This is a genomic window from Superficieibacter sp. BNK-5 (genome assembly GCF_047456055.1).
Classification (GTDB): domain Bacteria; phylum Pseudomonadota; class Gammaproteobacteria; order Enterobacterales; family Enterobacteriaceae; genus Superficieibacter.
This window is the reverse complement of the sequence record NZ_CP179893.1, coordinates 2,876,590-2,889,365: the sequence shown is the minus strand read 5'-3', so window position 1 is coordinate 2,889,365 and position 12,776 is coordinate 2,876,590. Positions and strand designations below refer to the sequence as shown.

The 12,776-nt window shown below is 53.1% G+C and carries 15 protein-coding genes; 12 read left to right on the top strand and 3 right to left on the bottom strand.

From position 1 onward, the window contains the following. The first annotated feature begins 1 nt into the window (after position 1). From nadD to lipA, 11 genes are all read left to right on the top strand, one after another. Positions 2 to 643: a nicotinate-nucleotide adenylyltransferase gene (nadD, locus tag ACMGGS_RS13860; protein WP_414163134.1), complete on the top strand. Its 642-nt coding sequence runs from the start codon at positions 2 to 4 to the stop codon at positions 641 to 643. A gap of 253 nt (positions 644 to 896) precedes the next feature. Further along, positions 897 to 1,214 (top strand): ribosome silencing factor, encoded by a 318-nt coding sequence (gene rsfS / locus ACMGGS_RS13855; RefSeq protein ID WP_176917680.1) that lies wholly within the window; start codon positions 897 to 899, stop codon positions 1,212 to 1,214. 3 nt (positions 1,215 to 1,217) lie between these two features. Beyond that, complete coding sequence (gene rlmH / locus ACMGGS_RS13850) at positions 1,218 to 1,685, top strand: 23S rRNA (pseudouridine(1915)-N(3))-methyltransferase RlmH (RefSeq protein WP_176917681.1); 468 nt, start codon at positions 1,218 to 1,220, stop codon at positions 1,683 to 1,685. Positions 1,686 to 1,712: 27 nt separating this feature from the next. Continuing rightward, positions 1,713 to 3,614 (top strand): peptidoglycan DD-transpeptidase MrdA, encoded by a 1,902-nt coding sequence (gene mrdA, locus ACMGGS_RS13845; RefSeq protein ID WP_176917682.1) that lies wholly within the window; start codon positions 1,713 to 1,715, stop codon positions 3,612 to 3,614. 2 nt (positions 3,615 to 3,616) lie between these two features. Continuing rightward, positions 3,617 to 4,729 (top strand): peptidoglycan glycosyltransferase MrdB, encoded by a 1,113-nt coding sequence (gene mrdB, locus ACMGGS_RS13840; protein ID WP_194205445.1) that lies wholly within the window; start codon positions 3,617 to 3,619, stop codon positions 4,727 to 4,729. Positions 4,730 to 4,739: 10 nt separating this feature from the next. Then, the gene (gene rlpA / locus ACMGGS_RS13835) at positions 4,740 to 5,858 is read left to right on the top strand and encodes an endolytic peptidoglycan transglycosylase RlpA (protein WP_414163133.1); all 1,119 of its coding nucleotides are present in this window, start codon (positions 4,740 to 4,742) and stop codon (positions 5,856 to 5,858) included. Between the two features lie 138 nt (positions 5,859 to 5,996). Next, a complete protein-coding gene (dacA, locus tag ACMGGS_RS13830) occupies positions 5,997 to 7,211 on the top strand; it encodes a D-alanyl-D-alanine carboxypeptidase DacA (protein ID WP_176917685.1) in 1,215 nt (404 codons plus the stop codon). 102 nt (positions 7,212 to 7,313) lie between these two features. Further along, positions 7,314 to 7,577 carry a DUF493 family protein YbeD gene (ybeD, locus tag ACMGGS_RS13825; protein WP_176917686.1) on the top strand — a complete coding sequence of 88 codons (264 nt, stop codon included), beginning with the start codon at positions 7,314 to 7,316 and terminating at the stop codon, positions 7,575 to 7,577. 95 nt (positions 7,578 to 7,672) lie between these two features. After that, positions 7,673 to 8,314 (top strand): lipoyl(octanoyl) transferase LipB, encoded by a 642-nt coding sequence (lipB, locus tag ACMGGS_RS13820; RefSeq protein WP_414163132.1) that lies wholly within the window; start codon positions 7,673 to 7,675, stop codon positions 8,312 to 8,314. 301 nt (positions 8,315 to 8,615) lie between these two features. Beyond that, on the top strand, positions 8,616 to 9,569 hold the full coding sequence (locus ACMGGS_RS13815; protein ID WP_414163131.1) for a YbeF family transcriptional regulator: 954 nt from the start codon (positions 8,616 to 8,618) through the stop codon (positions 9,567 to 9,569). A 208-nt stretch (positions 9,570 to 9,777) separates the two neighbouring features. Then, a complete protein-coding gene (lipA, locus tag ACMGGS_RS13810; protein ID WP_176917689.1) occupies positions 9,778 to 10,743 on the top strand; it encodes a lipoyl synthase in 966 nt (321 codons plus the stop codon). Positions 10,744 to 10,825: 82 nt separating this feature from the next. On the opposite strand, the gene tatE is transcribed toward lipA, so the two are convergent. Both tatE and ACMGGS_RS13800 read right to left on the bottom strand, forming a co-directional pair. After that, the gene (gene tatE, locus ACMGGS_RS13805; protein WP_414163130.1) at positions 10,826 to 11,029 is read right to left on the bottom strand and encodes a twin-arginine translocase subunit TatE; all 204 of its coding nucleotides are present in this window, start codon (positions 11,027 to 11,029) and stop codon (positions 10,826 to 10,828) included. Between the two features lie 127 nt (positions 11,030 to 11,156). Further along, positions 11,157 to 11,945 carry a deaminated glutathione amidase gene (locus ACMGGS_RS13800; protein WP_414163129.1) on the bottom strand — a complete coding sequence of 263 codons (789 nt, stop codon included), beginning with the start codon at positions 11,943 to 11,945 and terminating at the stop codon, positions 11,157 to 11,159. Positions 11,946 to 12,033: 88 nt separating this feature from the next. Here ACMGGS_RS13800 and crcB point away from each other — a divergent pair, with 88 nt between their 5' ends. Next, positions 12,034 to 12,405: a fluoride efflux transporter CrcB gene (gene crcB, locus ACMGGS_RS13795; RefSeq protein ID WP_414166273.1), complete on the top strand. Its 372-nt coding sequence runs from the start codon at positions 12,034 to 12,036 to the stop codon at positions 12,403 to 12,405. A gap of 63 nt (positions 12,406 to 12,468) precedes the next feature. Here the strand turns inward: crcB and cspE are convergent, their stop codons facing one another. Next, a complete protein-coding gene (gene cspE, locus ACMGGS_RS13790) occupies positions 12,469 to 12,678 on the bottom strand; it encodes a transcription antiterminator/RNA stability regulator CspE (protein ID WP_000034826.1) in 210 nt (69 codons plus the stop codon). Positions 12,679 to 12,776 lie beyond the last annotated feature (98 nt).

Genomic DNA, 12,776 nt, shown 5'->3' with positions numbered 1-12,776 from the left:
TATGAGCAGATTACAGGCCTTGTTTGGCGGCACGTTCGATCCTGTCCATTACGGGCATCTTAAACCAGTCGAAACGCTGGCAAACCTGGTGGGTCTGGATCGCACGATCTTAATGCCCAATAACGTCCCGCCGCATCGCCCGCAGCCGGTGGCGAGCAGCGAGCAGCGTAAAACCATGCTGGAACTGGCGATTGCCGATAAGCCCCTGTTTACCCTTGATGAGCGGGAGCTGCGTCGCGATACGCCTTCGTGGACCTCGCAGACATTACAGGAGTGGCGCGAAGAGCAAGGCGCGGATAAACCGCTGGCATTTATTATCGGCCAGGACTCCCTCCTGACTTTTCACACCTGGTATCGCTACGAAACCATTCTCGACTATGCCCATTTGCTCGTTTGCCGTCGTCCGGGCTATCCGTCCACCCTGCCCGGCCCCGACCGCCAGATGTGGCTTGAACGCCATCTGATCCACGATCCAGAAGCACTGCACGTTTTGCCCGCCGGGAAAATCTATCTGGCGGAAACGCCGTGGTATAACATTTCCTCCACGCAGATCCGCGAGCGGCTGGCGCGTCAGGAATCATGTCAGGATCTGCTGCCGTCCTCCGTGGAAGAGTATATTCATCAGCAGGGCCTTTACCGGTAATTTTCTGCCCTCTCAGCGTCATCCCCATTGACACCCTACGGCAGACTGCTATTCTCCGCGCCAGACTTTTCCTGCCCTTACGCCCGTTTGAAAATTGTTTTACAAAAATGGCGATGCATTCCTGTGCAAGGGGTGGGATGATGGCCCACTTTTAAACGTCTGCCCGGCGACATTTGTCCCGATAATGTCTGCGTTTCAGGTATACTGGCAGGCTGTTTATTATTGTTAACTATCTCATCCCCAGGGGGAACTCTTGCAGGGTAAAGCACTTCAGGATTTTGTAATCGACAAAATTGATGACCTTAAAGGTCAGGACATTCTGGCTCTGGATGTTCAGGGTAAATCCAGTATTACGGATTGCATGATTATTTGTACCGGCACCTCCAGCCGCCACGTGATGTCGATTGCCGACCACGTCGTGCAGGAGTCGCGCGCGGCGGGCATGCTGCCGCTCGGCGTGGAAGGTGAAAACTCCGCCGACTGGATCGTCGTTGATTTAGGCGATGTGATTGTCCATGTGATGCAGGAAGATAGCCGTCGCCTGTATGAACTGGAAAAACTCTGGGGTTAATGCGTGAAGCTGCAACTGGTAGCCGTCGGCACCAAAATGCCGGACTGGGTGCAAGCCGGATTTACAGAGTATCTACGTCGCTTTCCCAAGGATATGCCGTTTGAGTTGGTGGAAATTCCCGCCGGTAAACGCGGCAAAAATGCGGATATCAAGCGTATTCTCGATAAAGAGGGTGAGCTGATGCTGGCTGCGGCTGGCAAAAATCGCATCGTGACCCTTGATATTCCCGGTAAACCCTGGGATACGCCGCAGCTTGCCGTTGAGCTGGAGCGCTGGAAACAGGATGGCCGCGATGTCAGCCTGTTGATCGGCGGGCCGGAAGGGCTGTCTCCTGCCTGCAAAGCAGCGGCAGAACAAAGCTGGTCTCTCTCTACGCTGACCCTGCCCCATCCCCTCGTTCGGGTACTGGTCGCTGAGAGCCTTTATCGGGCGTGGAGTATCACCACTAACCACCCCTACCACCGCGAGTAATGATGATCAGGGTAGACTAAGCAGCGGATGAAATTACAGAATTCTTTTCGCGACTATTCGGCTGAGTCCGCGCTGTTTGTGCGCCGGGCGCTGGTCGCCTTTACCGGGATTTTGCTGCTTTCCGGCGTGCTGGTTGCCAATCTCTATAATCTGCAAATTAATCGATTTACCGATTACCAGACCCGTTCGAATGAAAACCGCATCAAGCTGGTACCAATCGCCCCAAGCCGCGGCATTATCTACGATCGTAACGGCACGCCGCTGGCGCTGAACCGGACTATCTATCAGATTGAGATGATGCCGGAGAAGGTCGACAACGTGCAGCAGACCCTCGACGCCCTGCGTGAGGTGGTCGATCTTAACGATGAAGACATTGCTAACTTTAAAAAAGAGCGTAGCCGCTCACATCGCTTTACCTCTATTCCGGTGAAAACCAACCTGACGGAAGTCCAGGTCGCACGTTTTGCGGTCAATCAGTATCGCTTTCCGGGCGTTGAGGTGAAGGGCTATAAACGTCGCTACTATCCGTATGGCTCGGCCCTGACCCACGTTATTGGCTACGTCTCAAAAATTAACGATAAAGACGTTGAGCGGCTGGATAAAGAAAACAAACTGGCAAACTATGCGGCAACGCACGATATCGGTAAGCTCGGTATTGAGCGCTATTATGAAGATGTCCTGCACGGTCAGACCGGCTATGAAGAGGTTGAAGTCAACAACCGTGGCCGCGTTATTCGTCAGCTAAAAGAGGTGCCGCCGCAGGCCGGGCACGATATCTATCTGACGATTGACCTTAAGCTTCAGACCTATATTGAAACCCTGCTGGCTGGCAGTCGCGCTGCGGTAGTGGTCACCGATCCGCGTAGCGGCGGGATTCTGGCGCTGGTGTCTACGCCAAGCTATAACCCGAACCTGTTCGTTGACGGCATCTCCAGCAAGGATTACGCCGCACTGCTGAACGATCCCGATACGCCGCTGATTAACCGTGCCACGCAGGGGGTTTATCCTCCGGCCTCGACGGTGAAGCCTTACGTTGCGGTTTCCGCCCTGAGCGCGGGAGTCATTACGCGCAATACCAGCCTGTTCGATCCCGGCTGGTGGCAGCTGCCCGGCTCGGAAAAACGCTATCGCGACTGGAAAAAATGGGGACACGGTCATCTTAACGTGACCAAGTCGCTGGAAGAGTCCGCCGATACCTTCTTCTACCAGGTGGCCTATGACATGGGCATCGACCGCCTTTCCGAGTGGATGGGTAAATTTGGCTATGGCCATTATACCGGTATCGATCTCTCCGAAGAGCGCTCGGGTAATATGCCGACCCGTGAATGGAAACAGAAACGCTTTAAAAAACCCTGGTATCAGGGTGACACTATTCCGGTAGGTATCGGCCAGGGCTACTGGACCGCCACGCCAATCCAGATGAACAAAGCGATGATGATCCTGATTAACGACGGCGTGGTCAAAGTGCCCCATTTCCTGATGAGCACCATGGAAGACGGTAAACAGGTTCCGTGGGTACAGCCACAGCAGCCGCCGGTGGGTGATATCCATTCCGGCTACTGGGAAATTGCCAAAGACGGCATGTACGGCGTGGCCAACCGCCCTAACGGCACCGGGCATAAATATTTTATGAATGCGCCGTATAAAGTAGCGGCAAAATCCGGTACGGCTCAGGTTTTTGGCCTGAAGGCGAACGAAACGTATAACGCGCATAAAATTGCCGAACGTCTGCGCGACCATAAGTTAATGACGGCGTTTGCGCCTTACGATAACCCGCGCGTTGCGGTTGCCATGATCCTGGAAAACGGCGGTGCAGGTCCGGCCGTCGGGACGATTATGCGCCAGATCCTTGACCATATTATGCTCGGTGATAACAACACCGATCTGCCAGCAGAAAACCCGGCGACAGCGGCGGCGGAGGACCAATAATCATGACCGATAATCCAAATAAAAAGTCGTTCTGGGATAAAATCCATATCGATCCGACGATGATGCTGATCATCCTCGCGCTGCTGGTGTACAGTTCCCTGGTGATCTGGAGCGCCAGCGGCCAGGATATTGGCATGATGGAACGCAAAATTGGCCAGATCGCGATGGGGCTGGTGATGATGGTCGTCATGGCGCAGATCCCGCCCCGCGTGTACGAAGGCTGGGCACCCTATCTCTACATTTTCTGCGTCATCTTACTGATAGCGGTCGATGCCTTTGGGGCGATTTCTAAAGGCGCGCAGCGCTGGCTGGATTTAGGCGTGGTGCGCTTCCAGCCGTCGGAAATTGCCAAAATCGCCGTGCCGCTGATGGTCGCCCGCTTTATTAACCGCGACGTCTGTCCGCCCTCGTTAAAGAACACGGCCATCGCGCTGGTGCTTATTTTTATGCCTACGTTGCTGGTAGCGGCGCAGCCCGATCTCGGGACCTCCATTCTTATCGCCCTTTCCGGACTGTTTGTACTGTTCCTGTCCGGGTTAAGCTGGAAGCTGATTGGCATCGCCGTGCTGCTGGTCGCCGCGTTTATTCCGATCCTCTGGTTCTTTCTGATGCATGATTATCAACGCCAGCGCGTAATGATGCTGCTCGATCCGGAAACCGATCCGCTGGGCGCGGGCTATCATATTATACAGTCGAAAATTGCCATCGGGTCCGGCGGGCTGCGTGGCAAAGGATGGCTGCACGGCACCCAGTCCCAGCTTGAGTTTCTACCCGAGCGCCATACCGACTTTATCTTTGCGGTGCTGGCAGAAGAACTGGGGCTGGTGGGCTTCCTTGTGCTGCTGGCGCTGTATGTATTACTTATCATGCGCGGATTGTGGATCGCCGCACGGGCGCAAACCACCTTTGGCCGGGTCATGGCCGGTGGCCTGATGCTGATTTTATTCGTATATGTGTTTGTAAATATTGGTATGGTGAGTGGTATCTTACCGGTAGTGGGCGTTCCATTGCCGCTGGTGAGCTACGGGGGGTCTGCCCTGATTGTACTCATGGCCGGGTTTGGTATCGTTATGTCGATCCATACTCACAGAAAAATGTTGTCAAAGAGCGTTTAAGGGGTGCGCAATGCGTAAGCAATGGCTTGGTATCTGCATAGCAGCAGGACTACTGGCAGCCTGTACGGACACGTCGAATCAGCAGCAGCAAAATGTTGCCGCGCCGCAGCCAGCGGTCTGTAACGGTCCGACAACGGAAATTAGCGGGGCCGATCCACGCTATGAGCCTCTGAACGCGACGGTCAATCAGGATTATGAACGCGACGGCAAAAGCTACAAAATCGTGCAGGACCCTTCACGTTTTAGCCAGGCGGGACTGGCTGCAATTTATGACGCCGAGCCGGGCAGCAACCTGACTGCCTCGGGAGAGGCATTTGATCCGATGCAGCTCACTGCGGCGCACCCAACGCTGCCGATCCCAAGCTATGCGCGGATAACCAATACCGCGAATGGCCGGATGATTGTGGTGCGCATTAACGACCGTGGCCCCTATGGCAACGATCGCGTTATTTCGCTTTCACGGGCGGCGGCCGATCGGCTGAATACGTCTAATAATACCAAAGTGCGCATCGACCCGATTATCGTCGCGCAGGATGGCACGCTTTCCGGACCGGGCATGGTCTGTACCACCGTGGCGAAGCAGACCTATGCTCTCCCGGATCGCCCCGATCTCAGCGGCGGCATGGGTAGCGCCTCTTCTGCACCGCAAGCCGTACAGCCGTCTGATGGCAATGTTCGGGCAATCAGTAATGATACCTTACAGCCTGAAGATGGCGGAGCCGGTGCTCCGGTGAAAAGCAGCGGTTTCCTCGGTGCGCCAACGACGCTAAGCTCTGGCGTCCTGGAGAGCAGTGAACCTGCTGCCGTTCAGCCTGCCAGCGCGCCTGCTGTCCAGAATGCGCCAGTGAGCGCGCCGGGCAATCTCGCCGCGCCTGCCGCCAGCGCGGCACCAGCCGCCGCCAACGGGAACTATATGGTCCAGGTGGGCGCGGTCAGCGATCAGGCTCGTGCGCAACAGTATCAGCAGCGTCTCGGCCAGCAATTTTCCGTGTCGGGTCGGGTGATGCAAAACGGCGCGGTATGGCGTATTCAGCTGGGTCCGTTCAGTTCCAAAGCTGATGCCAGTGCCTTACAGCAACGTTTGCAAAACGAAGCGCAGCTCCAGTCATTCATCACTGGTGCAAATTAACGTTAGGGGCATCTGACTTTGTCAGTTTATGTAAATGACATTAACAAAGTCATGCGCAATGTCAGATGCCGGTCCGTATAGCTTTTGCTATAGTAGGGCACTTTTTTTAACTCCATCACGGATGTCGTTTTTCTGACCATGAAGACCACTTTCTCCGTTCGTTCCGTGCAGCGCCTTGCGCTCACCTCAGTCCTCTCCATTGCCACGCTTGCTACTGCCGCGCATGCTGACGATCTGAACATTAAAACCATGATCCCGGGCGTTCCGCAGATCGACGCTGAATCCTACATCCTGATTGATTACAACTCAGGTAAGGTCCTGGCAGAACAAAACGCTGACGCGCGACGCGATCCGGCGAGCCTGACCAAAATGATGACCAGCTACGTTATTGGACAGGCGATGAAAGCCGGTAAGTTCAAAGAAAGCGATCTGGTCACCATCAATAACGACGCGTGGGCCACCGGCAACCCGGTGTTTAAAGGCTCCTCCCTGATGTTCCTGAAGCCAGGGATGCAGGTACCGGTCTCGCAGCTTATCCGTGGTATTAACCTGCAGTCAGGTAACGACGCCTGTGTGGCTATGGCCGATTTCGCAGCGGGTAGCCAGGATGCGTTTGTTGGTCTGATGAACAGCTATGTCGGGGCGCTGGGCCTGAAAAACACCCACTTCCAGACCGTTCACGGTCTGGACGCCGAGGGGCAATATAGCTCCGCACGTGATATGGCGCTGATTGGTCAGGCGCTGATCCGCGACGTGCCGAACGAATACTCTATCTATAAAGAAAAAGAGTTTACGTTCAACGGCATTCGTCAAACCAACCGCAACGGCCTGCTGTGGGATAACAGCCTGAACGTTGACGGCATCAAAACCGGGCATACAGAAAAAGCGGGTTATAACCTCGTCGCTTCTGCAACCGAAGGCCAGATGCGCCTGATTTCCGCCGTCATGGGGGGGCGCACCTTTAAAGGTCGCGAGACGGAAAGCAAAAAACTGCTGACCTGGGGCTTCCGCTTCTTTGAAACCGTTAACCCGCTGAAGGCAGGTAAAGAGTTCGCTTCTGAACCCGCCTGGTTCGGCGACAGCGATCGCGCCTCTCTTGGCGTTGATAAAGACGTCTACCTGACTATTCCACGCGGTCGAATGAAAGATCTGAAAGCCAGCTATGTGCTGACCAATCCGGAACTGCACGCGCCGCTGCAGAAGAACCAGGTGGTTGGTACTATTAACTTCCAGCTGGATGGCAAAGTTATTGAACAGCGTCCGCTGGTGGTGCTTCAGGAAATCCCGGAAGGCAACTTCTTCGGTAAAATCATTGATTATATCAAGCTAATGTTCCACCACTGGTTTGGTTAATATCTAGCCTATTGAAAAGCGGGTTTCCGCCCCCATATACTACTCATCCTGATAACTCCCCTTTCCTGGGGAGTTATTCTTTTTTGTAACGCCGGAGCTGACATGAAAACCAAACTGAACGAACTGCTGGAATTCCCTACACCGTTTACCTACAAGGTGATGGGTCTGGCGAAACCTGAGCTGGTTGATCAGGTGGTCGAAGTGGTACAGCGCCATGCGCCTGGTGACTACTCTCCGCAGATAAAACCGAGCAGCAAAGGCAACTACCACTCGGTCTCCATCACCATTAACGCGACCCATATTGAGCAGGTTGAAACGCTCTATGAAGAGCTGGGCAACATCGACATTGTTCGGATGGTGCTTTAAGTCATTCAGTTACCCGGTCCCTGCCGGGTAACTCATTCCCCACTATGATATAATCCCCGGCATCCCGATACTGCTTTTCCCCCGGAGATACCGTTTTGCTTCAGGATACCATCCTTATTCGCCGCCTCGGCCTTCAGCCTTATGAAGCCGTCTCGCAGGCGATGCACGATTTTACCGATACCCGCGATGACAATACCCCGGACGAGATCTGGCTGGTGGAACATTTGCCGGTTTTCACTCAGGGCCAGGCCGGTAAAGCCGAACACGTGCTGGTTCCCGGTGACATTCCTGTTATTCAGAGCGACCGGGGCGGGCAGGTGACTTATCACGGGCCGGGCCAGCAGGTGATGTATGTCCTGCTTAATCTGAAGCGCCGCAAGCTGGGTGTCCGTGAACTGGTCACGTTGCTTGAACAAACCGTGGTGAATACGCTGGCGCACTTTGCTATTGAAGCCCACCCGCGAGCCGATGCGCCTGGCGTTTACGTCGGTGAAAAGAAAATTTGCTCACTGGGGCTGCGCATTCGCAAAGGATGCTCATTTCACGGTCTGGCACTGAATATTGCAATGGATCTCTCTCCTTTTCTGCGCATCAATCCTTGTGGTTATGCGGGAATGGAAATGGCGCAGGTAAGTGAATGGGTCAACGATGCCAGCCCCGATTCTATTTCCCCTGTATTAGTAGAGCATTTTTTAGCACTGCTAAACAATCCAGGTCATGAATATATTCCTACTTAACTGATTAAGCGTGGCGGGACGTTAATTTGGCGTCCGCCCCCGCTTTATCCCCTTTTTTCTTTACAACCTCCTGAACTTTCTATATTTTCATTTCGCTTGATTTGCTTTAATTATGAATGAGTTGGAAAGGAGCAGAGCGCGGTGGTTTTTTTGACGCGAGGGGGATCTACCGCTTTGATACGCAGGTAACTTTTTAATATTTAAGATAAAGATCATTCACCCTTGCGATAATTGAGACGATAATAACAACAAGATTTGCATCAACTATCATTCATACTGTGGATGAAAATGGAGCCTAAGCGTGGATTACAACGATCTGCCAGAAAAACGAATAAAACCATTGCGTGAGGATGATAACCCGCAAATATTCCGCACGCTCCGAAATATTGACCTCAATCTGTTGACTATTTTTGAGGCAGTTTATGTGCATAAAGGGATTGTTAACGCAGCCAAAATTTTGAACCTGACGCCGTCGGCTATTAGCCAGTCGATTCAGAAACTGCGAGCTATATTTCCCGATCCACTTTTTATTCGTAAAGGCCAGGGCGTCACTCCCACCGCCTACGCCAGCCATCTCCATGAATATATTAGTCAGGGCATGGAGTCGATCCTCGGTGCGCTGGATTTAACCGGCAGTTATGACAAGCAACGGACCATCACGATTGCCACCTCTTCTTCCGTCGGCGCGCTGGTGATGCCGACCATCTATAAAGCGGTGAGAAGAGAATTTCCACAACTGCTGCTGCGCAATATTCCGGTGACAGACGCTATCAATAAATTGAGCCAGTTTCAGGCCGATTTAGTCATCGACAGTTACGTCATCACCGCCCGTGCGCTGGCTCATCACGTTCTTTATACTGACCAACTGGTCCTGGTCTGTCGTGAGGGGCATCCGGCACTGGAGCTGCCGATGAATATTGATACGCTCCGTCAGTATGAGCACACGCTATTAATGGTGGACGGGCAAAACCACAGCGACCTGCGTAAACGTATTTATGAACTCTTCCCGGACCGGCAGGTCAGTTTTAGCAGCTATAACTTGTTTACCATTGCGGCGCTGATTGCGGATAGCGACCTTATCGGCCTCATGCCTGCCCGCATCCACGATCTTTTTGCCTCCTGCTGGCCGCTGCGTAAGATTGACTATTCGCAGTTAAACGAGGAGAAATTAGAATTTTCTTTGCATTACAACAAGCTCAGTCTGCGCGATCCGATTTTACAAAACGTGATAAACGCGATTCGTCAGGCGTTCTGATCGTTCCTGGTTAAAAATCATCCCCACTCCCGCCAGGGCATGTGAACAAAAACAACAATTATTTTACAAATAGCTGTCCTGGCAGGCTGCTTTCCCCTCGCTATCAATGGTATACTGCGTGGAGTTTATTCAAAAATAGTTGATAAATACGACATTTCATTGAATAGAAACGTTTTCCCCCGTTATCCGCAACTGGAACACGCATGCTATGAGTAAACCCATTGTGATGGAACGCGGCGTTAAGTACCGCGACGCCGATAAAATGGCCCTTATCCCGGTTAAAAACGTCGCTACCGAGCGTACCGAGATGTTAAGAAAACCGGAATGGATGAAAATTAAGCTTCCGGCTGACTCCTCTCGTATCCAGGGTATCAAAGCGGCAATGCGCAAAAACGGCTTGCACTCCGTCTGTGAAGAAGCCTCCTGCCCTAACCTGGCAGAATGTTTTAACCACGGCACCGCAACCTTTATGATCCTCGGAGCCATTTGTACCCGTCGCTGCCCGTTCTGCGACGTGGCGCATGGCCGTCCGGTCACCCCTGACGCGGGCGAACCACAAAAGCTGGCGCAGACGATTGCCGATATGGCGCTGCGCTATGTGGTTATTACCTCCGTGGACCGCGACGATCTACGCGACGGCGGCGCTCAGCACTTTGCCGATTGCATTACGGCGATCCGCGAGAAAAGTCCCTCTATTCGTATCGAAACGCTGGTTCCGGATTTCCGTGGTCGTATGGATCGGGCGCTGGAAATCCTCAATGCCACGCCGCCGGATGTGTTCAACCACAACCTCGAAAACGTGCCGCGGGTTTATCGTCAGGTTCGTCCCGGCGCGGATTACAACTGGTCGCTGAAACTGCTCGAGCGTTTTAAAGAAGCGCACCCGGAAATCCCGACCAAATCAGGCCTGATGGTCGGGCTTGGCGAAACCAATGCCGAAATCATTGAGGTGATGCGCGACCTGCGTCGTCATGGCGTAACGATGCTGACCCTTGGTCAGTACCTGCAACCGAGCCGTCATCACCTGGCGGTGCAACGCTACGTTAGCCCGGATGAGTTTGATGAAATGAAAGCCGAAGCGCTGGCGATGGGCTTTACCCATGCCGCCTGTGGTCCATTTGTCCGCTCGTCATACCACGCCGATTTGCAGGCAAAAGGTATTGAGGTCAAATAAACGAGATACAGCCGCTTACATTTGCCATAAAAAAACCGGCCTCAGATAGTGCCGGTTTTTTTCGCAAGCCTTCGCGTTGCTGTTACTCTTTATGCGTGATCCGTTCTGCCGGAATATCCTCTGCTGCGCTTTTCTTCGCAGTAGCGTCGTCATCGTTCATGGCTTTCTTGAAGCCCTTGATTGCCGTGCCCAGGTCTCCGCCCAGCGTACGTAGTTTCTTCGTACCAAACACCAGAACAATCAGTGCTGCAACCACCAGCAGTTTGGTAATGCTTATCTCACCCATAGATACCTTCTTCAAAAAAACAGGCTGCGTAATACGCCACAAAGACCAGTGTCTATTAACGGACATTTGCGGCGCAGACACAATAGCAATCTGTAACAAGGTGAATCAAGCATTGTTTAAAAAAACATCACAATAGTTGCGGAGGCGCAAACTTTCGGTTAACTAATACCGGTAATTTTGCGCGAAACTGCTGAAGCACCTCTCCGTTTGCGTCTGCCACGATCAGTTGCGGGGCGTTATCGGCTCCCGCCAACGTCACCCCTGAGGGGCTGATAATCCGGCTTTGACCAATGTTTTTAGTACCACACTCACCGGCTGCCACGATATAACAGGTGGTATCCAGCGCTCTGGCGGCCAGTAACGTCGCCCAGTGATGCTCTTTCAGCGGTCCGCGTACCCATGCTGCCGGCAGAACCAGAATTTCCGCTCCCTGTAAGGCGTGAGCGATAGCCAGTTCAGGAAAGCGCAGATCGTAACAGGTCATCAGCCCTACCCGCATCCCGGCGACCTCAATCAATGGCGGGACAACGTTGCCCGCGTCAACACGCCGCGACTCCTGAATGCTAAAGGCGTCGTACAGATGCAGTTTAGCGTAGCGGGCAATGATTTCTCCGCCCCGTAGCGCCACCAGCGTATTGACCGCTCTTCCCGGCGCTGAGGGCACGTGCAGCGTCAGAATGGTGGTCATGTTATTCTTGCGGCTTTCTTCCCGCAGCAGGGTTAAAAACGCGCCGTCCAGCGGCTGAGCGGATTTTACCGACAAATCAGGATCGTCGTCCTGGCGCGCCAGTAGCGCCTCAGGCAGGACCAGTAGTGCAGCTCCTTTCTCTGCGGCCTGAGCCATCAAACTGACACAGCGCAAGGCATTGGTTTCACAGTGGGGCGTGACGGCAAATTGTCCAGCGGCAATAATCATATACACTCCGGGTGTTCCAGCAACGCAACGCTGACGTTACACTATCGTCTTTATTATGAAATAGCAGGTAATAGCCGTGTTACAAGTCATGGTAGCGGTATTTATTGGCGGGGGCACCGGTAGCGTGTTGCGCTGGTGGCTGGGGATGAAATTTAACCCGCTGCATCATGCTATTCCGCTGGGAACCTTAACCGCAAACCTGTTAGGCGCATTTATCATTGGCGCAGGTCTGGCGTGGTTCAATCGTTTGACGGATGTTGATCCCGTCTGGAAACTGCTTATTACTACCGGTTTTTGCGGCGGGCTGACCACCTTTTCCACTTTCTCTGCCGAGGTGGTTTTTCTGTTACAGGACGGGCGGTTTGGCTGGGCGCTGTTAAACGTTGCCGTCAACCTGCTTGGCTCCTTCGCCATGACGGCGATGGCCTTCTGGTTATTCTCCGCGGCGGGCGCACGCTAAGCGTTTTATGGGCGAAAAAAAACCCGCCTGTGAGCGGGTTTTGAATTCATGCTGTCGTTGAACTTACAGAGCAGTTACGTTTGCAGCAGAAGGGCCTTTGGCACCGTTAGTGATTTCGAACTCTACACGCTGACCTTCAGCCAGAGTTTTGAAACCATTAGTCTGGATAGCGGAGAAGTGTACGAACACATCTTTGCTGCCATCTTCAGGAGTAATGAAACCGAATCCTTTGGACTCATTAAACCACTTAACGTTACCTTTAATCTTAGACATCAAAATTACCTTTACATGAAAAAAGGACACAAATGCTGTGTCGGGTATCAGTACAACAATTGTGGTGCGATTTGTCCAGTCCAACCGTGCGAAAAAGT

Coding starts and splice junctions, on each gene's coding strand:
- nadD (WP_414163134.1), top strand. CDS start 2: ATGAGCAGATTACAGGCCTTGTTTGGCGGCACGTTCGATCCTGTCCAT.
- crcB (WP_414166273.1), top strand. CDS start 12,034: ATGGTAGCGGTATTTATTGGCGGGGGCACCGGTAGCGTGTTGCGCTGG.
- tatE (WP_414163130.1), bottom strand. CDS start 11,029: ATGGGTGAGATAAGCATTACCAAACTGCTGGTGGTTGCAGCACTGATT.
- ybeD (WP_176917686.1), top strand. CDS start 7,314: ATGAAAACCAAACTGAACGAACTGCTGGAATTCCCTACACCGTTTACC.
- dacA (WP_176917685.1), top strand. CDS start 5,997: ATGAAGACCACTTTCTCCGTTCGTTCCGTGCAGCGCCTTGCGCTCACC.
- rlpA (WP_414163133.1), top strand. CDS start 4,740: ATGCGTAAGCAATGGCTTGGTATCTGCATAGCAGCAGGACTACTGGCA.
- ACMGGS_RS13800 (WP_414163129.1), bottom strand. CDS start 11,945: ATGATTATTGCCGCTGGACAATTTGCCGTCACGCCCCACTGTGAAACC.
- cspE (WP_000034826.1), bottom strand. CDS start 12,678: ATGTCTAAGATTAAAGGTAACGTTAAGTGGTTTAATGAGTCCAAAGGA.
- mrdB (WP_194205445.1), top strand. CDS start 3,617: ATGACCGATAATCCAAATAAAAAGTCGTTCTGGGATAAAATCCATATC.
- mrdA (WP_176917682.1), top strand. CDS start 1,713: ATGAAATTACAGAATTCTTTTCGCGACTATTCGGCTGAGTCCGCGCTG.
- lipA (WP_176917689.1), top strand. CDS start 9,778: ATGAGTAAACCCATTGTGATGGAACGCGGCGTTAAGTACCGCGACGCC.